The sequence below is a fragment of the Bacillus sp. SIMBA_005 genome (assembly GCF_046535585.1).
Taxonomy (GTDB): domain Bacteria; phylum Bacillota; class Bacilli; order Bacillales; family Bacillaceae; genus Bacillus; species Bacillus pumilus.
In genome coordinates this window covers 233,284-255,091 of record NZ_JAWRWI010000004.1, presented here as the reverse complement: position 1 = coordinate 255,091, position 21,808 = coordinate 233,284, and the positions used below count along the sequence as shown (strand labels likewise).

Sequence of the window (21,808 nt, the reverse complement as noted above, 5' to 3'; positions counted from 1 at the left end):
AAATGAAAGCGGTTAATTAAGTGAGGGGGTCATCCACTTGGAGAAAAAAGTGTCAAGCAAATTTATCTTCTTTTTCGGGTCCTTTGCAGGCATCTTATTCGGATATGATATTGGGATTATTGCAGGGGCAGAAGGGCATATTCAGCAAGAATTTCAGCTCAGTCCATTATGGCTTGGAATTGTCGTTTCTTCATTAATGGGCGGGGCGATCATCGGCTCCATTTTAAGCGGTCTCTTAGGGGATAAATTTGGCCGCAGAAAGCTTATTTTGGTCTCATCTGTTATCTTTTTTGTCGGAGCGATTGGATCAGCTATCGCACCAGAAGAGATTTCATTAACCATTGCACGTATCTTTTTAGGAACAGCCGTTGGTACAGCCTCATCTTTGGTGCCGGCATACATGTCTGAAATTGCTCCTGCTAAAATCCGCGGGAAATTGTCCGGGCTCAATCAGCTCATGATCGTGAGTGGACTACTGCTGAGCTATATTGTCGCATTTGTGTTTGAACCTATTCCAGACAGCTGGCGCTGGATGCTCGGTAGTGCCGCTTTATTTGCCATCGTGCTTTATATTGGTATGCTGAAGCTTCCTGAATCTCCGAGATATTTAATTAAACACGGAATGGCTCATAAAGCACGGGAAGTATTAGGATCACTGCGCTCTTCTCATGAGGAAATCGAAGCAGAGATGCAGGAAATTTTAGAAGTCGCAAAAGAAGAACGCTCTGGTATTCGCGAGTTGTTTCAAAAGAAATTTAGAATGGCTCTTTTCATCGGGGTTGGGATGGCGACCCTTCAGCAAATTCAAGGGGCGAACTCTATTGTGTATTATGCAACGAGTATTGCTCGAAATGTAGGGCTTGCACCTCAGGTTGCTGCAGGTTTTACCGTCATTGTCGGTGTCATTTTTGTCGTCACCACCGTAATCTTTTTACAATTTGTCGACCGGTTCGACCGCCGAACGATTCTCACCGTAGGGGGAACGGGCATGGCCCTTTCTTTCTTTGCACCAGCCGCATTAGGTGCGCTTGGCGTTAGTGAAGGGATTTTAAACTGGGTGACCTTAATTTCACTTTGCTGCTTTATCTTGTGCTATGCCTTCTCATGGGCACCGATCACGTGGATCATCATCGGCGAAATTTTCCCGCTTTCTGTCAGAGGTATCGGCGCAGGTATTTCATCTGCCTTTAACTGGACGGGATCGTTAGCCGTTGGACTCGTGTTCCCTATCTTGGCAGACAAATTCAGCTTCGGGGTCATTTTCTCCTCATTTGGTGTCATCTGCTTAATCGGACTATTGTTCACCCGCTTTGTACTAGTGGAAACAAAAGGAAGAAGCCTAGAACAAATCGAAACCGATATGGCAGCACGAGTATAAAGAAAACCCTCTATCCCATGTGGATAGAGGGTTTTTTACTCAAGCGTCTGTTTTAGCTCATCTGGCAATAAATCAATCAATTGATCATAAGAAGATAAATCCAGCACTTCAAGCAGTGCATAGTATTTCGCATAAACCTCACTCAGCTGATCAGGATGATTCGTTTCATATCGATTCAAATGCATTTGAGTCAGTTCAAGTGCAATGTCTAGCTTGTTTCGTTCGATTGGTTGTGTCGTATTGATCATATCGTTCACCTCGTGTTTGATGATGAGTGGGAAGGCTATGGGGACCATTTCTTCTACCACAATATATCATTTGTATAATATGTTAAGATTACCCTTTTGTAAAGAGAGAGAAAACGAGATGAATAGCGGAATTTTTAAAAAATAGACAAGCATCTAATCACGAATGGCGTCTCTTACATACGATAGAGTGTAAGTGAAAGACAAATTGAAGGGGTGTTGAGATGAGCCGGAATCGATTAGATGATTTTTTCTTTGGACCTCGCAGAGGAAACCATGGAGGAGATGAAACGGTTGTTTTCCCCACACGTCAAATTGTCAACACAAGAACGAATGAACAAACCATCAGAAAAATTCATCCAACGCATATCACAAACGTCAACAAAAACATCAAAAGAATTGAAAACTACTATCCTGTCACTGAGTCGACTCATAACGAGTATATCGTGAAAGAATACGATTGCGGCAGTGATATCAAAAACCCTTGCTGCCGTCCAGTGAAACGCTGTAAGTGGTAATGGAGGGGGCATCCTTTTAGGGGATGCCTTTTTATTTTCAGGAGAAACATTTTGATCAAAATCTCCTTTCAAGATAAAATTGGACGTATTAATCATTCTGTTGGGGGCGATGTTCTGAATATTCGATTGTTAACACCAGATGATGCTGAAGAATATGCCGCATTGAGACTAGAAGCACTGCGATTACATCCTGAGGGCTTTGCGATGAGTTATGAAGAAGAGCAAATCGGTACAATAGAAAAATACGCAGCTCGTTTTGCTTCTGTACAATTGATGTGGACCTTTGGCGCCTTTGATCAAGGGAAGCTTGTGGGCATGGTCACGCTCATCCAAGAAAATTTGCAGAAATTAAAGCACCGAGCGAATGTAGCAGCGATGTATGTAACGGCGGGTGCCCGCGGAAAAGGAGTAGGCAAGGCCTTGATGACAGAAGTTCTTTCATTCGCCGGAGAAAGACATGACATTGAGCAAATGTATTTATCAGTCGTGACGACCAATCACTCAGCCAAACGCCTGTATCGCTCTATTGGATTTGAGTCATACGCACTTGAAGAAAAAGCACTAAAATGGCCTGATCATACATATGCAGATGAGGAAAAAATGGTTTTATTTTTAGCATAATCTGGAGGGGATAAAAGTGGATCAACAGACGATGCGCATTATGTTAGCAGCAGGACCAAATAGTGAGCTCGAATCTTTTGCGCTGCGTGCAGCACTTGAAAACTTCGGTGTGAAAGTCGATATGCAATGGATCGGAAGACCAAATGACCTGATCAATGTGTTATCTGGAAAAAATAGAGGAGAAATCGATTATATTCTTCTATCATTTCATGGGGAAGAAGGAGCTTTTCTCATGCCGGAATTAGGGGAAGATGTATATGAAGATGGGGAGCCTAGAGGAGCTGCTTTTGGAGTGGATGAAATCAAGCGATATGCTTCGTTAGAAGGGGTTCACGTTATTTCTACAGGCTGCACACTAGGTGAGAAAAAACTAGCAGATGCCTTTTTAGAAGCTGGTGCCATGTCCTATGTAGCGCCGGATGATTACATTGATGGGAATGCGGCATTCATCTTTGTATTGACTATGCTTTATGAGCGATTAAACAATACAAAGACGCTTAGAGCGGCTTTTGATCGAGCGAGTTCGATTGATGAAGAAACGAAATTATTTCAACTATATATGCAAAAATAATGTTAGGGCTGAGAAATCAAGCCCTTTTTCTATTCCTCTTTTAAAATGTGTCTAAAATGTGACGAGTTTGTTTTTTGAAAACTAAATGGGGTTCACGCAAAGTCTATCCTACAAACACACGTCATTAAGGCATGACGCCATCACGAGAGGGGAATTATTGTGTCAATGAAATGGAAGATTAGTCTCGTCCTATGCGGACTTGCAATCATCATCGGAATTGCTGCGTTTTTTCATAATCAGCAGGCAAGCGGGACGGAGAAGAAGAAAGTAGAACAAGATGCGAGCTATAAAGAAGTGGAAATAGTCACCCTCGTGAATGACGGGAGATACATGAGATATGCTGTCAACTATCCGGTCTTTCATCAAGAAAAGCTAGATCAAGAGATGAAAAGATTTGCTGAAACAGCGCTAGATAAATTCAAAACATCATTCAGTGAAGCAAACGATGTCGATGAAGATCATCGATACGAATTAAACATAGATTACGAGATTACTCATTATGCCAAGCAAACCGCTGCGATCAAATTCAATACTTATGAATTAAAAGGCGGAGTAAAGGGCGAACATGAATCAAAGATATTCAATTTTGATTTCAAGAAACAGCATTTTTTATCAATAGATGATCTATTTTTATCAAAGAAAGAAGATCTGCAAAAACTGTCTCAAATGACATTTGATGAATTAAAAAAAGATCGCTCTCTTGCTGAAAATGAGCATTTGCTCAAACATGGAACGTCTCCTGCAGCAGAGCATTATCAGTATTTTGCCATCAAAGATCGTTTTATAGAATTCTACTTTCCAGCAGGGCAAATCGCACCAAGCGAACAAGGACCTCAAGTGCTGGCGATTAAAAAAACGCTGCTTAAAGGACTGTTAAAGCCCGAATACATTCATAAAGAAAAGAACAAAAATGAGAAAAAAGAACCGATCTCAAAAAGAAAGCTCGTCAAACTGCCAAAACAAGCAACATTCAACCCAAATCAAAAAGCCATTGCCCTGACATTTGATGATGGACCAAATCCATCCACGACCTCAAAAATTTTAAAAGCCTTAAAAGAAAACAAAGGACATGCGACATTTTTTGTATTAGGAAACAGGGTTCAATATTACCCTGATATGCTAGGTGAAATCAGAAAGGGTGGGAATGAAATCGGAAATCATTCCTATAGCCATCCTTTACTCACAAGACTTCCATTAAAACAAGCCGTCAAACAAGTGGAAGAGACCCAGCAAATCATTGAAAAAGCGGGCGGTTTCACACCGACTCACTTTAGACCGCCATATGGAGGAACAAACGGGCAAATTAACGCGGCTGTCAACATGAAAGTCACGCTTTGGGACGTAGATCCTGAAGACTGGAAATATCGCAACAGCGAGTATGTTGCCAACTACATTCTCACACATGCATCTAGCGGAGAAACCGTCTTAATGCACGACATCTACGACACCTCGGCAAACGCAGCTGTCACGATTATCAAGGAATTAACCAAACAAGGATATCAATTATTGACAGTGTCAGAGCTTGAGCAGTGGAAGGAAGCGCGGGCGAAGAAAGGTGAATTGAATACGTAATGATCATGCGAATCTTAGTGGATTCGCATTTTTTTATGAAAATAAAGGAAATGATGTTAAAGTTGTAGAAAGGGAGGGCTTCGAATGGTATTGATGAGGTTGATCAGCCTATATATGCTGACAGCGTTTTGTTTGGGTTTTATCGTCAACTATGTACCTGGTTTGATGCTGCCCATTTATATTCTTGCGATGATCGGGCTCATTTTATGTCTCGTTCATATTGCGCTGCATTATATTCGTCGAATCAGATATATGTTGCTTCACGAGAAACGGTAAGAATAATGGCTTACTCTAAAAAACCTCTCTCTAAAAGAGTGAGGTTTTTATTTTTTCGGTTTTTGATGTTCTAACAGTTGTATAATTTTCTCGTTTGATTCTTTCATTTGTCTTAATAAAGAAACGATATTCCCTGTAAACCCAATGAGGACAATAAGTAAAATGATGATGATCCACATGCTGTGGCCTCCAATCTGTTCACGAAAGCTGTTTGCTTTCTTATCCATTCTCTTGTATCAAGGATACCGTATAATGAATGTATTGAAATGAACAGTTCGTGCTATTTATTGGATAATTGATGAGAAAAGAGAATGATTGAGGGGGATTCATTTGAAAAGAGTAGACGTAGTATCAGCTATTATGAATGATGAGGCAGAAAATATTTTAATGGTCAAAAACGTAAAGGGATATTGGGGACTTCCTGGTGGTGCTGTAGAAAAAGGCGAACACCTGCATCAAGCCGTGATCCGTGAGGTGAAAGAAGAGACAGGGTATATTTGCAAAGTGAATGAACTTCATTCGGTTCGAGAAGCATTCTTTCAAGACAAAAAGCATCATGCACTGATGATCACCTTCTTTGCTGAAATCACCGGAGGACAAATGAGTATTCTCGATTCGGATCATGATATTGAAGAAGTAAAATGGGTCAGCAAGCAAACTTTTCAAAAGCTAAACCCAAAGCTATATCACTTGCTGAAATTAAACGAAGAACCACAAGCTTTTTATCAATTTGAAGGAAATAGAACAGTTGGTTAACAAGTTGATATAGGTATGAAGGAGAGATATAGATGTTTTTATACTACGGCCCCACAGGAGCTTCAGTAGCAAATCCAGGAGAAGAATTCATGAAAAGGATTTTCTTTCAGGAGGGTGAAGAATATTGGGAACAAGGTAACGGAGAATCTTCCATTGAGATAGAAGAAGATTGGGAAAGTGAAAGTCTAGTTTTCTTTTATACGGAACCGTATGGTTTCTTGATCATGAGGTATCCAAATTTTTTGGTTCCTTTTAAAAAGGGAGAAAAAATTGAAACGATCGAGCATTTGGTCGCAGGAACCTCATTGTATGTGCCGTCGTGCAGCTATGTCGATCGTAATTAAGCGTATCAAATCGTTCATCATTTTTTGACGACAAAAACAGTTCCTGACTTTGTTGAATGGGTTGAGTTGAGGGATATTGATTTTCAGAAGGATATGAAAAGTTAGGGGCGTAAGATGAAAGTGAGTACAGAAGAAAAATTACCTAGTTTAGACGATACTATGCTTTTACATGTAGGGTATTATGAACATGATTTTGATTATGAAGGCGTGTTTTTTAAGAGTTTAGAGACAGGAAGATGGTAATTTCTTTGATTAAAATAGTTGCGCATTAACATCTTAAAAGAATATTACTAGTTTAAATTTTCGAGAACTCTGAATCATCTAAGTGCTGTTTTTAAACCAGAAGAGATAAAAGGTATACTAAATATCCATCAATCTAATCCAAATGGAGTTTGTAATAAATGTACAAAAGGTTTGTTTGATTGAGTTCCAAGTGAGGAAAGAGGAATATTCAAGCAACTGACAGATCACTATCCTGAATTGAAAATAAAAGTAACAACAGAACGAGATCCAAGTGTCCCACATCCAAGAGATACTTTATCTTTTGATGTTAAAAATGGTGTTACAGAAAATGTAGTTAAAATAAAAAAATAGAAAAGAGGCTATAGAATGGATTTTATAAATGACCTTAGTGAAGAAGCTAAAGTTGCACTAGGCTTAGCGATAGCCGAAAAAATGTATACATTCATAGGTAAAGAAGATGATGGTTACCACATAGGACAAAAAGCTTTAGATGATTGCTGGAAATGGCTTTCTGGCAAACAGTTAAGTGCAGATGATTTATGTAACTACATAGATAGTGAAGATTATATGGATGTAGCCGAGTTCGCAAATAAAGAAAAAGATGAACAAAAACAATATGGCTGGTATTCAGTATTAGATGCAGTTTCTTACACAGCGTATCAAGCGTATAGAAGAGAGAATAAAAAATTTGTTCCTCAAGTGCTAGAAGTAATAGACGATGAAACATTAATTGTAATGTGGGAAAATGCAATTGAGTCAAAAATGATTGAAATAGATGAATTAAATACCTTGAGACAATATTTAATTGACCATTATCCTAAAAAAGATCATGATAATAACCATTTATTTTTCATTAATAAAAAGGATATCGCAATCTTTTTAAATTAGATTTATGGACGTTATGAATACAGAGCATCTATTTGAAAGGAAATGCAGAGAGACAGTAGCTTAGTGCTGAAAATAAAAACAGACCCAACAAGGTCTGTTTTTTATTAGTAGATGGAAGCAATTTATTTTCACTTCCCCTTCTCCCGCTTCCGTTTCTCCTTCTCCGCCCGGTAAAACTCATGAAACATCTTCATCAGCGCTCGCTTCTCAATCCGGGACACATAGCTCCGTGATATTCCGAGCTCCTTGGCTATTTCCCGCTGTGTTTTTTCTTTCTTTAAATCAAGGCCGAACCGGCCGACGATCACTTCTTTTTCCCGGCCGTCGAGAATGTCGATATACTCTTTTACTTTTTCAAGCTCCATGTTGAGCTGAATCGTATCAATCACATCTTCATTTTCGGATTTTAAGACATCAATTAAAGAAATTTCATTGCCTTCTTTATCCTGACCAATGGGGTCATGCAAGGAGACATCCTTTTTTGTCTTTTTGAGCGCGCGTAAATGCATCAGGATTTCATTTTCAATACACCGCGCGGCATACGTTGCCAGCTTTGTTCCTTTTCCAGAGGAATAGCTTTCGATGGCTTTAATGAGTCCGATCGTCCCGATGGAGATGAGGTCTTCTGCGTCTTCCCCGGTATTTTCAAATTTCTTGACAATATGGGCGACGAGCCGAAGGTTATGTTCAATCAGCATATTTCTCGCGTGTTCATCGCCCTCTGCCATAAGGGCTAAGTATTTTTTTTCATCTTCTCCCGAAAGGGGCTGTGGAAAGGCATTGTTTTTGACATAGGACACTAAGAACACCAATTCTTTGACCATCAATCCCATCGCTGTAAATACTCCTGCCACGATTTTCACCTCCACCATGTTTAGGCCACTGCCTATATCCTCAAATGTATGTGAAGGGGGGATTGTCTGTGTCTGTACGATGAAAAAATCATCTTTTTCGAAAAAAACGGGCTTCTGTTCGTCTTGTTTTGCTTCCCTTCTCATATGTTTGCGGTTTCTTTGCGGTGCTTGGCGGTCAAGAAGCGTGCTAAAATATGTAATATTAGACCGAAAAGGAAGGGGTTTTTTCGGAACATGGGGAAGGTTCTTTCTTCACATGTAGGTATGAAAATTAATGAATGGTATCGAATGATACGGCAGTTCAGTGTTCCAGATGCGGAAATCCTAAAAGCAGAAGTAGAAGCGGAAATTGAACGGATGGAAGAGGACCAGCATTTACTGATTTATTATCAGCTCATGTGTTTTCGGCACCAGATCATGCTTGACTATATACACCCTTCAAAATATCAACCTTTCTCAGTATCTAATCTTGTCGATAAAATCGAAAACTCCAATCATGAGTTATCTGATATGCTGCATTATTACCATGCATTTTTTCGTGGCATGCATGAGTTTAGTCAAAAAGAATATTTAGAAGCCGTCAAATATTACCGAGTGGCAGAAAAACAGCTGTCTATGGTATTTGATGATATTGAGCAGGCTGAATTTCATTTTAAAGTAGCAGAAGCCTACTATATTATGAAGCAAACGCATGTCTCGATGCATCATATTTTAAAGGCGCTGGAAATATACGATCAGCATGATGCTTATTCTATTCGCATCATTCAGTGCCTGTTTGTGATCTCAGGAAACTATCAAGATTTAAAACGAAAAGACCGAGCACTGCCTCATTTAAAAAAGGCAAAACAGCTCGCATCACAAATTGATCACCCGCGGATATACAGTTCAGCGCTTTATAATTTAGGGAAATGTTATGGGGAGCTGGGCTACCTTGAGGAAGCAGAACGCTATTTAACGGAATCGGCTGATATTGCCTGTAAAGAGCAGCTTCCCACGCTTCCGCATACGCTCTATACGCTGGCAAAACTGCTTTTTAGACAAAATGAACAAGTAGCAGCATGCCGCATATTAGAGGATGGGAAATTAGCTGCAAAGAAGCATGAAGACCAGCTGTTCTGTCATATGTTTGAGTATCTAGATGCTTTATATGTTCAAGAAATGAATGAAGAACAACTGCAAAAAACCATTGATTATTTGGAAAAACTTAGCCTATACTCTTATATAGAGGATATCTCACTAGAAATTGCGACAGCCTTAGAAGCCTCCCAACAATACCAGAAGTCCAACCAGTATTATCGGAAATTATTATGGGCTCAAAATCAAATCCAAGAAGGAGAGTGTCTGTATGAATTCTAAGCAACGTTCGACAGTTGAAGAGAGAAACCAAACGTGAAACAAAAAGCGGGCCTGATGGCCAGCTTTTTTTTTATGTAAAAAAGAAGCCAGAGATGGGGATCGTGACCTTGAATGTTGAATGATTCATCAAAAAGCGGGCAATTTAATCTGTAAGAATGTTCTGTGGAGGCGGTCAAATGAGAGGGTTGCATGTCTTGATGTGTATATTAATGCTATGCACGTTTGTTCCTAATAAAATAGAAGCTCGAACATTAAAAAGAATCGACCTAGAAAAAACAGGACGAGCTTTTTGGGACATGAGACAGGAACGAAAAAAGATTGCACTGACCTTTGATGATGGACCTCATCCAGTGTACACGAATCAAGTATTAGATGTGCTGAAGGAGCATCAAGTGAATGCCAGCTTTTTTGCTATAGGCAGCCGGATTCATACATATCCAGAGATTGCGAAACGAATCGTAGGCGAGGGAAATGAGCTTGGCAACCACACGATGAATCATACGTATTTTGACCTGTTATCATCAAAGGAGATCAAGCAGGAGCTAAAAGAATCAGCGGCTCAAATCGCTTCACTCCAGCCTGGCGGACCCTTATTATTTCGCCCTCCTGGCGGCCGCTTGACGATGAAATCTTTCCGCATTTTGTCAAAGCAAGGATATGATGTGGTGATGTGGTCCTTTACGCAAGATCCGAAGGACTGGTCAAGACCAGGCTCACGCAAAATTGCGAGCCGGATTATTGATCACATTCAAGGCGGCGATATCATTCTTTTGCATGATGGCGGGGGAAACCGGAAGCAGACGGTCGAAGCACTGAAACAAGTGATACCTGAATTAAAGGATCGAGGCTATGAATTTGTCAAAGTGAGCGAACTGCTGCATCACGACAAAGCGTATGTACCTGTTCAACTGCACTAGGAAGTATTCGTCAAAAACAGTCATTCATTGAAACCAAAAGTCTTGTCGTTTACTATATGAAGAGGGCTTTTGGAGGTGAATGTTGTGAAGAAATATGTTGTCCTTTTCATCCTACTTTGTGTCGCTGCTGGGTGTTCAAAGCCAGAACAAGAAAGTGTCATTGCATTTGGCGACAGTAATACAAAGGGATCAAACTGGGACTTTCGAGATTATCCAACATCTGAAAAATGGGTGAATCTCATGAAAAACGTCGAGCGCGGTCAAATTCAAGTGAAGAACGCAGGGATTGGCGGGCAGACGACTGAAGATGCGAAGCTTCGCTTTGAGCAGGATATTTTAAAGCAGAAACCAACTTACGTCCTCATCATGTTCGGTACGAATGATGCGGCGATTTTAGACGGGAAACATCCCCGAGTGACGAAAAAAAGATTTAAAGAAAATATAACCTACTTCATTTCTGAAAGTAGAAAAGCAGGTATTACCCCAATTCTCATGACGTGCGTTCCTGTTGTAGAAGGCGGAAAAAAGGGCTTGTATTATTACTCTAGGTATAAGTCATCTTATTTTGCTGAGAGAGGCGGGGCAAGAGCTTGGCAAAATTCCTATAATGACATCACGAGAGAACTAGCCAAGGATCAGCAAGTACCGCTTGTCGACAACTGGAAAGCGTTCATCCGAGAAGCGGGCGAAGATAGTGACAATGCGCTGATTCAATCAGGTTTGATCGACCCTTCTGGCAATCATATGACGCCAAAAGGGGCAAGAATCATTTATAACGAAATCAAAGAGCGGGATGTCATTAAACATTTTTAAATGATGGCCATCTGCCTAAACAAGACCATCCTTCCAGCATAGTCTAACAGTATATCTTCCTAGAAGGAGGTAACTGATATGTGGGGATGCCCTTATCCTTACCCTGCGTGTTCGCCTTATCCAGCTCAAGGAGCAGGAATCGGTTACGCTTTTCTTGTTGTGTTCCTTGTGGTCATTTTGGTCGTAGGTGGAGGGTTATGGTTTTGGAATGAACAGCCTTGCAAATAAGACACCTCTTCTTTGTTAAGAAGGGGTGTTTTTTACGGAAAATAGTAGTAAGCCTATAGCGCAAGTGATATAATATCAGTCACCTGAGTTTAAAAAAGGAGAGTGCTCGGGAGGCATGGTTCCTGTGATATGGAATTAAGAGGAAACAGAGAGCATATGCCCGAGCGAACGTCTTTTCATTTCTGTCTCAATTAATTCAATGAAGTCGCGATTTAAGTTCATTTCATTTGCTTTATAGTACGATTCTATAAGTAAATCATCTGACAGCTTTTTCATACTAGAAACCCATATGATGGGAAAAACACCTCCCCTGAAAAAGTTGGCATAAAACTTGAGAAAAAGACATATCATCATAGGTTGATCGAATGTCTCTGAAGTACCTTTAATCTACCATGAATGGGAAACAAGAACAATCGTTCTGTTATCCACATGGTGAAGTGGATAACTTGTGGGTAGAGTGTTTATAATTGAATGAAAGCGTGATGGAATATAGGTGGATAATGTGTGTAAAATTATCCACACCTGTTGAAGGTACTCATCATATGTCGAAAACTTTTTCATTGTATTCGATAGACAGACAAATTGTGATTTGATTCGACACAATCGCTGAAAAACCAATGGAAGAAAGGGTGCAAATTGTGCTAAAGAAGTATTTCTTACCGGATGAATTTGTGAAAAGCATTTTCCACATTTCACCGCAAAAATTAAAAGAACGAAATGTAAAAGGAATTATTACTGATTTAGATAACACACTAGTAGAATGGGATCGTCCAAGTGCGACGCCCCGCTTAATTGAATGGTTTCAAGAAATGAAGGATCACGGGATACAAGTGACGATTGTATCGAACAATAATGAAAAAAGGGTCAAGCTTTTTTCTGAACCAGTTCATATCCCGTTTATTTATAAAGCGAAAAAGCCGATGGGAAGAGCTTTTAATAAGGCCGTCGCTGATATGCAATTGAAAAAAGAAGATGTGGTGGTCATTGGGGATCAGCTTATGACCGATGTTCTAGGCGGGAATCGTCACGGCTTCCATACGATTTTGGTCGTCCCTGTTGCTGCCTCAGACGGATTTTTCACTAAATTTAACAGGCAGATTGAACGCAGAATTTTAGGAGCCTTAAAGCGTAAGGGCCACATTCAGTGGGAGGAAGAGTAATAATGGAAAAGGTTGTTTGTATTGGCTGCGGTGTAGCCATTCAGACGGAAGATAAAGATCAATTAGGATATGCGCCGGCAGCATCTCTATTGAAAGAAGATGTGATCTGTCAGCGCTGTTTTAGGTTAAAGAACTACAATGAAATACAAGATGTTTCTTTAACGGAAGACGACTTTTTAAATATATTGCACAGCATCGGAGAGACAGATTCTCTGATTGTCAAGGTCGTTGATATTTTTGACTTTAACGGAAGCTGGATAAATGGGCTGAGTCGTATAGTTGGTGGTAACCCGATTTTACTCGTCGGCAACAAAGTAGATATTTTACCGAAATCCGTGAAAAAAGATCGTTTGATTCATTGGATGAAACGGGAAGCGAAAGAAAACGGATTGAACCCGGTCGATGTATTCTTAATCAGTGCAAGCAGAGGTCAGGGCGTACCTGAGGTGATGGAAGCGATCGATCATTATCGCGAGGGAAGAAATGTCTATGTGGTCGGCTGTACGAATGTTGGGAAATCCACATTTATCAATCGAATCATCAAAGAAGTATCTGGCGAAGAGAACGTGATCACCACATCCCAATATCCAGGTACAACACTTGATGCCATTGAGATCCCGCTTGATGACGGATCTGCTCTATTTGATACGCCGGGCATTATCAACCGTCATCAGATGGCGCACTATGTCGGCAAAAATGACTTGAAGATCTTAACGCCGAAAAAAGAATTGAAACCGAGAACGTTCCAATTAAATGAAGCACAAACGCTTTATTTTGGCGGGCTTGCTCGATTTGATTATGTAAAAGGCGGCAGAACATCATTTGTCTGCTATATGCCAAATGAGCTGAACATACACAGAACAAAGTTAGAGAACGCAGATGATTTATATGAAAAACATGCAGGGGAACTGCTATCGCCGCCATCAAAAGAGGGGATGGAAGATTTTCCAGCACTCGTTCCGCATACCTTTACCATTGATCAGCCCAAAATGGATATCGTTTTCTCAGGCTTAGGATGGATCACGGCAAATGATGCAGGTAAGCAAATTAAAGTCTATGCGCCAAAAGGCGTGCATGTGTTTATGAGACGTTCGTTAATATAATTGTTCAGAGGGGGAGAGACCTTGAAACCTTTATACGGAGTAATCGGTAACCCTGTTGGCCATTCAATGTCTCCAGATATTCATAATGCAGCATTAAAGGATGCTGGAATTGATGGACATTATCACGGCTTTCAAGTAGAAAATGATGACCTGAAAGATGCGATTAGCGGTATGAAAGCCTTAGGAATCAGCGGCTTTAACGTCACTGTTCCGCACAAGGTAGACATCATGCAGTACCTGGACAAAATTGATGTCACAGCTGAACGCCTGCGTGCCGTCAATACGGTGCGGCTCGAAGGAGGTCAGCTCGTTGGGTACAACACAGATGGAGAGGGCTTTCTTCATTCATTGCTTGAAGCCTTGGATCAGCCATTATCAGAGCTTTCATTTCTTCTAATTGGTGCTGGAGGAGCGGCAAGAGCAATTTATACGACAATTGCTGGCTATGCACCGAAAAGCTTTGATATCACCAACCGCACCATTGAAAAAGCTGAGGCTTTAATTGAAAGTGCAGAGGGGAACATCACTTCTAGTGCCATTACATTAAAGACGGCGGAAGAGCAGCTTGGGGAATATGATGTCATCATCCATACAACCTCTATTGGTATGCACCCGAATGTTGAAGAAACCCCGATTTCTTTAGCAAACGCAAAAAAAACAGCGGTCGTTTGTGATATTGTGTATAATCCAATAGAAACAAAACTGCTCAGAGAAGCAGCCGGGTTAGGTTTGAAAACAGTAGATGGTGTCGGCATGTTTGTTGGACAAGCAGCTAGAGCCTTTGAACTATGGACAGGCATCACGCCTGACGTAAGAAAAATGAAGTCAATTGTGATACAGAAATTAGGAGGAACACCATGTTAAAAGGGAAACAAAAACGTTTTTTACGTGCAAAAGCACATCATTTATCGCCTATTTTTCAAGTAGGAAAAGGCGGGGTAAATGACAATATGATCAAGCAAATTTCCGAGGCGCTTGAAGTAAGAGAACTGTTAAAGGTCAGCGTATTACAAAACTGCGACGAGGACAAAACGGAAGTTGCGAAAGCACTTGTCAAAGGTGCAAAAGCTGAACTTGTTCAAACGATCGGAAATGTGATTGTCCTTTATAAAGAATCGAAGGAAAATAAACAAATTAAGCTGCCGTAAAGGTGGATGTGATATGAAAAAAATAGGGTTGTTCGGCGGTACGTTTGATCCTCCTCATAATGGGCATTTACTGATGGCAAATGAGGTGCGTTTTCAAGTAGGGCTTGATGAAATTTGGTTTATCCCAAATCACAAGCCTCCTCATAAAACAGACCGGAAACGAGCAGATAGTCGTCACCGGGTGAAAATGGTGGAAGCGGCGATCCAGTCAAATCCACATTTTCGATTGGAGCTCATTGAAATGGAGCGAGAGGGTCCATCTTATACAGTAGATACGGTGGAGCTTTTAAAGAAGCGTCACCCTGAAGATGAGTTCTTTTTTATGATTGGAGCGGACATGGTCGAGTATTTGCCAAAATGGCATCGGATTGATGATTTGCTTCAGATGATTACTTTTATTGGGATGAAAAGACCGGGTTATACCGGAAATACGACATATCCTCTTTTATTTGCAGATGTTCCAGCTTTTGATGTATCATCGACATTGATTAGGCAGCGAATCTTGCAGGAAAAACCTGTCGATTATTTGATACCGAAACCTGTTGAGCGTTATATAAAGGAGCATCACTTATATGAATCGTGAAGAAGCATTGAACTGTGTCAAAGAGCAGTTAACAGAGCATAGATATACACATACACTCGGGGTTATGGAGACAGCTATTTCATTAGCGGAACGGTTCGGTGCAGATGTGAAAAAAGCAGAAACCGCCGCTATTTTTCATGATTATGCGAAATTTAGACCAAAGGATGAAATGAAGGGGATTATCCAAAAGGAGCAGATGAACCCTCTATTGCTGGAATATTCGCCCGAGCTTTGGCATGCCCCGGTCGGTGCCTATTTGGTTAAAAAGGAAGCAGCTATTCACGACCAAGACATTTTAACGGCTATTGAATTTCATACATCAGGCAGACCAAACATGACATTACTTGAAAAGGTCATTTATGTCGCTGATTATATCGAACCAGGACGTCATTTCCCTGGTGTTGAAGAAGTAAGAGAGTTAGCAGAGCAAGATCTAGATAGCGCACTGATTCAATCACTAAAAAACACGATCAGCTTTTTATTGAAAAAGAACCAGCCAGTCTATCCAGATACGCTTGCGACTTACAACTCACTTGTGCATAAGAACAATTAAGGAGGAATTTGGATGGATTCATCATCAATTTTAAACGTCGCGGCAGGAGCATGCGATGATAAGCGGGCGGAGGATATTATTGCCCTTAATATGCAAGGAATCTCACTTGTTGCCGATTATTTTCTCATTTGTCACGGGAACTCTGATAAACAAGTTCAGGCCATTGCAAGAGAGGTAAAACATCTTGCAGAGGAAAGTGGAATTGAAGTGAAGAAGATGGAGGGCTTTGATGAAGCAAGATGGGTATTGATTGATCTTGGTGATGTCATAGCTCATGTGTTCCACAAAGAAGAAAGAGGATACTACAACCTAGAGAAGCTATGGGGAGATGCGCCGAGAGAAACGCTTTCACTTGGCATTAACTCATGATTTATCAAGGGTTTGCAGGTGTATATGACGAGCTCATGACACATGCACCTTATGATGAATGGGTTCAGTGGATCCAGCAGAATATCAAACCGAATGCTGCCATTATTGATGTTGGCTGTGGAACTGGAGAGATTTCTCTTCGGTTAGCTGAAAAGGGTCATGCAGTCACAGGAATTGACCTCAGTGAAGAAATGCTGGCTTTCGCACAGCAAAAAGCACAGGCGAAAAAGCAGTCCATTCAATTTTTACATCAAGATATGAGAGAGCTGACGGGTTTTGAGCAAGTCTTTCAAGCGGCGGTTATATGCTGTGATTCCTTGAATTACTTAAAAAACGAAAATGATGTCAAAAAAACCTTTAAAAACATGTTTCAGCTTTTAGAGGCAGATGGGGTTTTACTCTTTGATGTTCATACTCCTTATAAAATGGATGAGGTATTCCCAGGTTCGACTTATGCCGATCAAGATGAAGAGATCAGCTATATTTGGCAGAGTGATAAAGGGGATGACATATATTCGGTCATTCATGATTTAAGCTTTTTTGTAAAGGACGGAGACGTGTATCAGCGTTATGATGAGACACATGAACAGCGTACATTTCCATTTGAGACGTATGCGGCGTTCCTTGAGTCCGCTGGCTTTGAACAAATAGAAGTGACCGCTGATTTTACAAATGAAGCGCCCGGGGAATTCGCCGAAAGATATTTCATTTCAGCTAAGAAACCAAAAACCATCGTTTAATGGAACGATGGTTTTTTAAAATCCTTTTTTCGCTTGTTGCAGAGTTGATTAATTTCTGTGATCATCAGTAAACACACTTGGCGGGTATTGATGCGCAACTGCTTCAAGATCTTCATCGAATTTTTTATGTGTGTTTTGAAAAAGGCGGTGAAACATATCTTGAACACCTGCTTCAAGTGCTTTAATCCCTTCACCAGTGACGCCGCCTTTTACACACACTTTGTCTTGCAGTGTCGGAAGGGTATAGACTCTTTTTTCGATCAAACGGCCAAGCCCTACAAGCATATCTTCTGATAAGGAGGTGGCTTCTTCTTTAGAAATATCCGTTTCTTCAACGGCTGCTTCAATCATTTTCTGAACGAGGAAGCTGATAAAGGCAGGACCGCAGCTGACGATATCTGACGCCGCTCTTGTAATCGAATGATGAATTTCGATAGGTGTTGAAATGCAGGAAGCTAATTGTCTTAACGCTGTTTTCGTTGTGACATTACATGACGATCCAAATGTTAAAAGTGACGCTCCTGATAAAGCGCGGTTCGTAATGCTTGGAATCAGCCTGGCTGTTTGACAAGGAACGACATCCTGAAGCTGCTCAGGATGAACCGGACTTGTGATGATGACAATGGTTTGCTGCTCTGTTAAGAGAGGGCTCACTTCCTTTAACAGAGGATAAATATCAAGCGGTTTGACACAAACAAAGATAAAATCTTTATTCGTGATAGCTCCTGTAAGCTGTTTCGTAACTTCAAGCTCTGGATGGTTCTTTTTTATATTGAACGCTTTTTCAATGGTCCGGTTTGTAATGGTGATGGATGAGGGATTGACTGCCTTTGATTCAATAAATGCCTCAGTAAGTATGGTACCCATGTTTCCTGTACCGATTATCCCGATATTCAAACGTTCTCCCTCCTTAGGCGCATAGGATCTGTTATCTTCTAAACAGTATGTTGAGCAATAGAAAAATATGATTGAAAGAAGCGTGAGCACTTGAAGCGATTCATTCCATTGAAAAAATACAGTCTTTATATCGGAGCTGGGCTCATGGGCGCGATCATCATCACTTTCTTCCTTTTGGTAGGAAATAAGGGGGGCACTAGAGAGCCAAGTGTATTGAAGGGCGATCAAGACAAACAAGTCACAGTAGAAGACAAACAAGAAAAGACCGATAATGAATCATCCTCCATTTTTGTGGAGGTCAAAGGGGCTGTAAAAAAGCCAGGTGTTTATACGTTTCAGCCTGATGCGCGGGTAGAAGAAGCCGTTCGAAGGGCAGGAGGCTTTACTAGTAAAGCAGACACGATTGAAATTAATCAAGCAGCAAAATTAGAAGACAGTATGATGATTTATGTTCGGAAGCAGGGAGAAGCAGAGAGAGAGACACAAACAGCAGGTGCAAACGTTCCATCAGGTAATGAAAAAAGTCAAGGTGTCAATGTCAATCAGGCTGATGCGGCGGAATTGCAAACCATTAATGGAATAGGGCCAGCTAAAGCGGAAGCCATCATTACGTACAGAGAGGAACACGGAGAATTTCACCAAATTGAAGATTTGCGGAACATTTCAGGTTTTGGGGAGAAGACCATTGAACGGCTGAAAAATGAATTGACCGTTAAGTAGAATTGACGGTATAGAAGGAAGGCATGTACACTTAATACCAACCATCATTCTGGAGGGATCAGCTCGTGGAAAGAATTTCATGGAATCAATATTTTATGGCACAAAGCCATTTGCTTGCTTTACGAAGCACCTGTGAGCGGTTAGCTGTTGGGGCGACCATCGTCAGAGACAAGCGTATCATTGCGGGAGGATATAATGGTTCAATTGCTGGTGATGTCCATTGTGCAGATGTGGGATGCTATGTCATTGATCATCACTGCGTTCGCACCATCCATGCGGAAATGAATGCTATTTTACAATGTGCCAAATTTGGTGCACCTACATCCGATGCTGAAATATATGTCACACATTTTCCTTGTTTGCAGTGCTGTAAAGCCATTATTCAAGCAGGTATTCGAACCGTATACTATGCAAAGGATTATAAAAATCACCCATACGCCATTGATTTATTTGAGCAGGCAGGTGTTCAAACGGAACAAGTTGAACTTGATGAAATGATCATCGACTTAAAAAATCAAGAAAAATTAGCCTTTGTTGCAGATCTAATTGGCAAACTAAGTGAATCAGGACTTAGTGAATCAGAAATTCGCGATATGCATGAGAAGGCGAATCAATTATTTACTTCGTATGTTTAATTATTTGCCGTTTGGGGCAATTTCAGCAGCTGTTGGAATTGCTCTGGCTGCATATCATCTTCATATGTATTTCCTTCTCTTTCTTCTCATCATCTTCCTTCTCAGTCTACTGAAAAAAATTCCTAAACTCTTTCTCGTGATCAGCCTATGTGGAGCTATCTATATTCTTATTTTTATGGTTCATGAGTCTTTTGAAAAAGATCAACCTGTTCAAGAAAAATTCTTTTCCGGCTCCGTTGTGATTGAAACGATTCCGAAAACAGATGGTAATCGTTTTTCGGCGACTGTGTCAACAGAAGATGAGCGTCTAGCCGCTTTCTATACCATTCAAACAGAGCGTGAAAAAGAGGCTCTAAAAGATATAGAGCCAGGTATGAGCTGTCATATGACAGGTGATGTTCGACGACCTAAACACGCAACCATTCCTAACGGGTTTCAATACGATCAATTTCTAAAATCAAAAGGCATTCGCGCTATTTTCTTACCGCAGTCAATCAAAGGCTGTACAAAAAATGATCGTCCTTCCTATTTTCTTCAAAAGATGAGGCAAAAGGGCTTAAAATTCTTAGAAGATCATGTACCGAAAAACTCTGTAGGTATTGTACAGGCTCTTATTTTTGGAGAACGAGAATTGATAGATTCTGACACACTAAGAGACTATCAAATGCTCGGCATTATTCATCTGTTAGCGATCTCAGGACTCCATGTGCAAACGCTTCTTGCCTGTTTATTTTGGTGTCTGCTTCGTGCCGGTGTGACTAGAGAGACAGCACGTCTTCTTCTATTATGCTTTCTTCCAGTTTATGCTTGTTTGACAGGTGCTGCACCATCAGTTTTAAGAGCTTGCCTTATGGCAGGAATCTATTTAGTGATGACAAGCCTGCCAAAAGAAATGAAACAGTCTTCTGCTGTCGTATTAAGCGCAGCGTTTTTATTCTTATTAGCGATTCATCCTCTATATCTATTCGATATCGGATTTCAGCTTTCATTTGTGGTGACGTTTTTTATTTTGTTATCGACCAGAATCTTATCACAAGCGAAAAGCGCAGTGATGCAGTTATTCCTGATCTCATTTGTTGCACAGCTTGCCTCGCTTCCTGTTCTTTTATATCATTTTCAGCTATTTTCTTTGCTGAGCATCCCATTGAATATGATATTTGTGCCTTTTTATACGACAGTTGTCCTGCCTTTGTCCTTACTCTTTTTTCTTTTGTCTATCATTTATCTTCCGCTTGGGCTAGCGTTGTTCCAGCTGCTTGATTCGGTCATCCAGCTAAGTCATCAGTTGTCAGCACATATGGCAGTTTTTGATGGGTTCAACTTAATTTTTATGAAATCGACTTGGTGGCATATTCTGCTTGAAGTGAGTGCTATTGTTTTTCTGCTATTTATGATGGAGTGCAAAATGTCCGTTAAATCCTATGCCGTGCCGATTCTGTTACTCATTGGTGTCTTGAGTGCACACTATTTCACCCCGAATTTTCTCCAAAAAGGAGAGGTCACGATGCTGGATGTCGGACAAGGGGATAGTCTGTTTATTCAGCTCCCTTACCGAAAGGGACATCTACTTGTGGACACAGGTGGCAGACTTTCTTTTGATGATGAACCATGGAAAAAAAGACGTAAAGTATCTACGATCGGTGATCAAACGCTAATCCCGTTATTCCATTCAAAAGGTATAGCAAAACTTGATGTGTTGATTCTCACGCATGCAGATCAAGACCACATGGGAGAAGCGGTTCATTTAATCAAGCGAAATAAAGTAAAGCGGCTGGCTATACCAAAAGGTTTTGCCCGAAGTCCAGAGGATGCAAAACTGTTAAAAGAAGCCGCTGAAAAAGGGATTATGATTGTTGAATTAGAAAGAGGAGATCAGCTCCAAGTTGGAGAGCACACATTTGAGGTTCTCCACCCTTCGAAACACCGGGTGACAAGTAAGAACAATGATTCACTTGTTCTAGCTTTTACTCTTGGCGGGAAACGGTTTCTGTTCACTGGAGACCTTGAACATGAAGGGGAACGAGACATTATAGAAGCCTACCCTCACCTGCGAGCAGATATCTTAAAGGTTGGGCATCATGGGAGCAAAGGGTCAACAAGTGAGGAGTGGCTTCGGCATCTAGAGCCGTCGCATGCACTCATTTCGGCTGGTGAACGCAATCGTTATCAGCATCCTCATCAGGATGTCTTGAAAAAACTCATGGATCATCAAACGAAGGTGTACCGTACAGATCGAGACGGGAGTGTGACATATGAATTTCTTGAGGAGAAAGGAACGTTTTACACGCATCCTCCATATGATATCTTACAAAATCAATAA

General features: G+C 40.8%; 29 protein-coding genes and 1 pseudogene. 25 read left to right on the top strand and 5 right to left on the bottom strand.

From position 1 onward, the window contains the following. Positions 1 to 37: 37 nt before the first annotated feature. Positions 38 to 1,378, top strand: a complete 1,341-nt coding sequence (locus tag SB660_RS08620; protein ID WP_061408677.1) for a sugar porter family MFS transporter — start codon at positions 38 to 40, stop codon at positions 1,376 to 1,378. A 35-nt stretch (positions 1,379 to 1,413) separates the two neighbouring features. Here SB660_RS08620 and SB660_RS08615 read toward each other — a convergent pair whose 3' ends face one another. Beyond that, on the bottom strand, positions 1,414 to 1,626 hold the full coding sequence (locus SB660_RS08615) for a hypothetical protein (protein WP_044139544.1): 213 nt from the start codon (positions 1,624 to 1,626) through the stop codon (positions 1,414 to 1,416). A 221-nt stretch (positions 1,627 to 1,847) separates the two neighbouring features. On the opposite strand from SB660_RS08615, the gene SB660_RS08610 reads away from it, so the two are divergent. The 5 genes from SB660_RS08610 to SB660_RS08590 all read left to right on the top strand — a co-directional run bounded on the left by SB660_RS08610 (position 1,848) and on the right by SB660_RS08590 (position 5,181). Beyond that, complete coding sequence (locus SB660_RS08610; protein WP_044139542.1) at positions 1,848 to 2,141, top strand: CotD family spore coat protein; 294 nt, start codon at positions 1,848 to 1,850, stop codon at positions 2,139 to 2,141. A gap of 51 nt (positions 2,142 to 2,192) precedes the next feature. Continuing rightward, positions 2,193 to 2,762 (top strand): GNAT family N-acetyltransferase, encoded by a 570-nt coding sequence (locus tag SB660_RS08605; RefSeq protein WP_235567045.1) that lies wholly within the window; start codon positions 2,193 to 2,195, stop codon positions 2,760 to 2,762. A 16-nt stretch (positions 2,763 to 2,778) separates the two neighbouring features. Next, positions 2,779 to 3,333 (top strand): hypothetical protein, encoded by a 555-nt coding sequence (locus SB660_RS08600; RefSeq protein ID WP_061408671.1) that lies wholly within the window; start codon positions 2,779 to 2,781, stop codon positions 3,331 to 3,333. A 159-nt stretch (positions 3,334 to 3,492) separates the two neighbouring features. Then, entirely contained in the window at positions 3,493 to 4,905 is a 1,413-nt protein-coding gene (locus tag SB660_RS08595; RefSeq protein WP_410582132.1) for a polysaccharide deacetylase family protein, read from the top strand. Positions 4,906 to 4,989: 84 nt separating this feature from the next. Next, positions 4,990 to 5,181, top strand: a complete 192-nt coding sequence (locus SB660_RS08590) for a hypothetical protein (RefSeq protein ID WP_003217441.1) — start codon at positions 4,990 to 4,992, stop codon at positions 5,179 to 5,181. 47 nt (positions 5,182 to 5,228) lie between these two features. On the opposite strand, the gene SB660_RS08585 is transcribed toward SB660_RS08590, so the two are convergent. Continuing rightward, a complete protein-coding gene (locus tag SB660_RS08585; protein ID WP_003217310.1) occupies positions 5,229 to 5,360 on the bottom strand; it encodes a hypothetical protein in 132 nt (43 codons plus the stop codon). A 151-nt stretch (positions 5,361 to 5,511) separates the two neighbouring features. Between SB660_RS08585 and SB660_RS08580 the strand changes: the two genes are divergently transcribed. The 4 genes and pseudogenes from SB660_RS08580 to SB660_RS08565 all read left to right on the top strand — a co-directional run bounded on the left by SB660_RS08580 (position 5,512) and on the right by SB660_RS08565 (position 7,412). Next, positions 5,512 to 5,937, top strand: a complete 426-nt coding sequence (locus tag SB660_RS08580; RefSeq protein ID WP_410582129.1) for an NUDIX hydrolase — start codon at positions 5,512 to 5,514, stop codon at positions 5,935 to 5,937. 32 nt (positions 5,938 to 5,969) lie between these two features. Then, positions 5,970 to 6,386 (top strand): annotated as a pseudogene (locus tag SB660_RS08575) (hypothetical protein). Positions 6,387 to 6,395: 9 nt separating this feature from the next. Continuing rightward, complete coding sequence (locus SB660_RS08570; protein WP_410582127.1) at positions 6,396 to 6,524, top strand: hypothetical protein; 129 nt, start codon at positions 6,396 to 6,398, stop codon at positions 6,522 to 6,524. A 366-nt stretch (positions 6,525 to 6,890) separates the two neighbouring features. After that, positions 6,891 to 7,412 carry an Imm6 family immunity protein gene (locus tag SB660_RS08565; RefSeq protein WP_180310488.1) on the top strand — a complete coding sequence of 174 codons (522 nt, stop codon included), beginning with the start codon at positions 6,891 to 6,893 and terminating at the stop codon, positions 7,410 to 7,412. Between the two features lie 128 nt (positions 7,413 to 7,540). Here the strand turns inward: SB660_RS08565 and sigK are convergent, their stop codons facing one another. After that, positions 7,541 to 8,269, bottom strand: coding sequence for an RNA polymerase sporulation sigma factor SigK (gene sigK / locus SB660_RS08560; protein ID WP_082627020.1), 729 nt, complete (start codon positions 8,267 to 8,269; stop codon positions 7,541 to 7,543). 231 nt (positions 8,270 to 8,500) lie between these two features. Here sigK and SB660_RS08555 point away from each other — a divergent pair, with 231 nt between their 5' ends. From SB660_RS08555 to SB660_RS08540, 4 genes are all read left to right on the top strand, one after another. Then, a complete protein-coding gene (locus SB660_RS08555; protein WP_058014623.1) occupies positions 8,501 to 9,622 on the top strand; it encodes a Rap family tetratricopeptide repeat protein in 1,122 nt (373 codons plus the stop codon). Positions 9,623 to 9,798: 176 nt separating this feature from the next. Further along, positions 9,799 to 10,539 carry a polysaccharide deacetylase family protein gene (locus SB660_RS08550; RefSeq protein ID WP_061408655.1) on the top strand — a complete coding sequence of 247 codons (741 nt, stop codon included), beginning with the start codon at positions 9,799 to 9,801 and terminating at the stop codon, positions 10,537 to 10,539. A gap of 84 nt (positions 10,540 to 10,623) precedes the next feature. Further along, positions 10,624 to 11,352: an SGNH/GDSL hydrolase family protein gene (locus SB660_RS08545; RefSeq protein WP_235567047.1), complete on the top strand. Its 729-nt coding sequence runs from the start codon at positions 10,624 to 10,626 to the stop codon at positions 11,350 to 11,352. Between the two features lie 78 nt (positions 11,353 to 11,430). Then, entirely contained in the window at positions 11,431 to 11,580 is a 150-nt protein-coding gene (locus SB660_RS08540; protein ID WP_003217499.1) for a hypothetical protein, read from the top strand. Between the two features lie 135 nt (positions 11,581 to 11,715). Here SB660_RS08540 and SB660_RS08535 read toward each other — a convergent pair whose 3' ends face one another. Continuing rightward, positions 11,716 to 11,856 (bottom strand): sporulation histidine kinase inhibitor Sda, encoded by a 141-nt coding sequence (locus SB660_RS08535; RefSeq protein ID WP_003217327.1) that lies wholly within the window; start codon positions 11,854 to 11,856, stop codon positions 11,716 to 11,718. Positions 11,857 to 12,218: 362 nt separating this feature from the next. Between SB660_RS08535 and SB660_RS08530 the strand changes: the two genes are divergently transcribed. Genes SB660_RS08530 through SB660_RS08495 form a run of 8 tightly spaced genes read left to right on the top strand, consistent with a single transcriptional unit; the run spans position 12,219 to position 17,236 of the window. After that, the gene (locus tag SB660_RS08530) at positions 12,219 to 12,740 is read left to right on the top strand and encodes a YqeG family HAD IIIA-type phosphatase (protein WP_044139602.1); all 522 of its coding nucleotides are present in this window, start codon (positions 12,219 to 12,221) and stop codon (positions 12,738 to 12,740) included. Between the two features lie 2 nt (positions 12,741 to 12,742). Continuing rightward, entirely contained in the window at positions 12,743 to 13,843 is a 1,101-nt protein-coding gene (gene yqeH / locus SB660_RS08525) for a ribosome biogenesis GTPase YqeH (protein WP_410582123.1), read from the top strand. A gap of 21 nt (positions 13,844 to 13,864) precedes the next feature. Next, positions 13,865 to 14,707, top strand: a complete 843-nt coding sequence (gene aroE / locus SB660_RS08520; RefSeq protein ID WP_180310491.1) for a shikimate dehydrogenase — start codon at positions 13,865 to 13,867, stop codon at positions 14,705 to 14,707. Further along, positions 14,701 to 14,991 carry a ribosome assembly RNA-binding protein YhbY gene (gene yhbY / locus SB660_RS08515; RefSeq protein ID WP_034661378.1) on the top strand — a complete coding sequence of 97 codons (291 nt, stop codon included), beginning with the start codon at positions 14,701 to 14,703 and terminating at the stop codon, positions 14,989 to 14,991. The genes aroE and yhbY overlap by 7 nt, the downstream gene beginning before the upstream one ends. A gap of 13 nt (positions 14,992 to 15,004) precedes the next feature. Then, positions 15,005 to 15,574, top strand: coding sequence for a nicotinate-nucleotide adenylyltransferase (locus SB660_RS08510; RefSeq protein ID WP_169056949.1), 570 nt, complete (start codon positions 15,005 to 15,007; stop codon positions 15,572 to 15,574). Further along, the gene (gene yqeK / locus SB660_RS08505) at positions 15,564 to 16,127 is read left to right on the top strand and encodes a bis(5'-nucleosyl)-tetraphosphatase (symmetrical) YqeK (protein WP_410582120.1); all 564 of its coding nucleotides are present in this window, start codon (positions 15,564 to 15,566) and stop codon (positions 16,125 to 16,127) included. The genes SB660_RS08510 and yqeK overlap by 11 nt, the downstream gene beginning before the upstream one ends. A gap of 12 nt (positions 16,128 to 16,139) precedes the next feature. Next, entirely contained in the window at positions 16,140 to 16,496 is a 357-nt protein-coding gene (gene rsfS, locus SB660_RS08500; protein ID WP_003217467.1) for a ribosome silencing factor, read from the top strand. After that, positions 16,493 to 17,236, top strand: a complete 744-nt coding sequence (locus SB660_RS08495) for a class I SAM-dependent DNA methyltransferase (protein WP_410582118.1) — start codon at positions 16,493 to 16,495, stop codon at positions 17,234 to 17,236. Before rsfS ends, SB660_RS08495 begins: the two co-directional genes overlap by 4 nt. A 48-nt stretch (positions 17,237 to 17,284) precedes the next feature. On the opposite strand, the gene comER is transcribed toward SB660_RS08495, so the two are convergent. Beyond that, entirely contained in the window at positions 17,285 to 18,133 is an 849-nt protein-coding gene (gene comER / locus SB660_RS08490) for a late competence protein ComER (protein WP_410582116.1), read from the bottom strand. Positions 18,134 to 18,223: 90 nt separating this feature from the next. Between comER and SB660_RS08485 the strand changes: the two genes are divergently transcribed. The 3 genes from SB660_RS08485 to SB660_RS08475 all read left to right on the top strand — a co-directional run bounded on the left by SB660_RS08485 (position 18,224) and on the right by SB660_RS08475 (position 21,808). Further along, positions 18,224 to 18,853: a helix-hairpin-helix domain-containing protein gene (locus SB660_RS08485; RefSeq protein WP_410582114.1), complete on the top strand. Its 630-nt coding sequence runs from the start codon at positions 18,224 to 18,226 to the stop codon at positions 18,851 to 18,853. A gap of 65 nt (positions 18,854 to 18,918) precedes the next feature. Next, a complete protein-coding gene (locus tag SB660_RS08480) occupies positions 18,919 to 19,488 on the top strand; it encodes a ComE operon protein 2 (protein ID WP_058014632.1) in 570 nt (189 codons plus the stop codon). Then, positions 19,481 to 21,808: a DNA internalization-related competence protein ComEC/Rec2 gene (locus tag SB660_RS08475; RefSeq protein ID WP_410582266.1), complete on the top strand. Its 2,328-nt coding sequence runs from the start codon at positions 19,481 to 19,483 to the stop codon at positions 21,806 to 21,808. The genes SB660_RS08480 and SB660_RS08475 overlap by 8 nt, the downstream gene beginning before the upstream one ends.

What these genes read in the sequence shown, in the direction of transcription:
- SB660_RS08615 (WP_044139544.1), bottom strand. Translation starts at nt 1,626, where the DNA reads ATGATCAATACGACACAACCAATCGAACGAAACAAGCTAGACATTGCA.
- SB660_RS08610 (WP_044139542.1), top strand. Translation starts at nt 1,848, where the DNA reads ATGAGCCGGAATCGATTAGATGATTTTTTCTTTGGACCTCGCAGAGGA.
- SB660_RS08590 (WP_003217441.1), top strand. Translation starts at nt 4,990, where the DNA reads ATGGTATTGATGAGGTTGATCAGCCTATATATGCTGACAGCGTTTTGT.
- SB660_RS08585 (WP_003217310.1), bottom strand. Translation starts at nt 5,360, where the DNA reads ATGTGGATCATCATCATTTTACTTATTGTCCTCATTGGGTTTACAGGG.
- SB660_RS08570 (WP_410582127.1), top strand. Translation starts at nt 6,396, where the DNA reads ATGAAAGTGAGTACAGAAGAAAAATTACCTAGTTTAGACGATACTATG.
- SB660_RS08565 (WP_180310488.1), top strand. Translation starts at nt 6,891, where the DNA reads ATGGATTTTATAAATGACCTTAGTGAAGAAGCTAAAGTTGCACTAGGC.
- SB660_RS08555 (WP_058014623.1), top strand. Translation starts at nt 8,501, where the DNA reads ATGGGGAAGGTTCTTTCTTCACATGTAGGTATGAAAATTAATGAATGG.
- SB660_RS08550 (WP_061408655.1), top strand. Translation starts at nt 9,799, where the DNA reads ATGAGAGGGTTGCATGTCTTGATGTGTATATTAATGCTATGCACGTTT.
- SB660_RS08540 (WP_003217499.1), top strand. Translation starts at nt 11,431, where the DNA reads ATGTGGGGATGCCCTTATCCTTACCCTGCGTGTTCGCCTTATCCAGCT.
- SB660_RS08535 (WP_003217327.1), bottom strand. Translation starts at nt 11,856, where the DNA reads ATGAAAAAGCTGTCAGATGATTTACTTATAGAATCGTACTATAAAGCA.
- yqeH (WP_410582123.1), top strand. Translation starts at nt 12,743, where the DNA reads ATGGAAAAGGTTGTTTGTATTGGCTGCGGTGTAGCCATTCAGACGGAA.
- yhbY (WP_034661378.1), top strand. Translation starts at nt 14,701, where the DNA reads ATGTTAAAAGGGAAACAAAAACGTTTTTTACGTGCAAAAGCACATCAT.
- SB660_RS08510 (WP_169056949.1), top strand. Translation starts at nt 15,005, where the DNA reads ATGAAAAAAATAGGGTTGTTCGGCGGTACGTTTGATCCTCCTCATAAT.
- yqeK (WP_410582120.1), top strand. Translation starts at nt 15,564, where the DNA reads ATGAATCGTGAAGAAGCATTGAACTGTGTCAAAGAGCAGTTAACAGAG.
- rsfS (WP_003217467.1), top strand. Translation starts at nt 16,140, where the DNA reads ATGGATTCATCATCAATTTTAAACGTCGCGGCAGGAGCATGCGATGAT.
- SB660_RS08495 (WP_410582118.1), top strand. Translation starts at nt 16,493, where the DNA reads ATGATTTATCAAGGGTTTGCAGGTGTATATGACGAGCTCATGACACAT.
- SB660_RS08475 (WP_410582266.1), top strand. Translation starts at nt 19,481, where the DNA reads ATGTTTAATTATTTGCCGTTTGGGGCAATTTCAGCAGCTGTTGGAATT.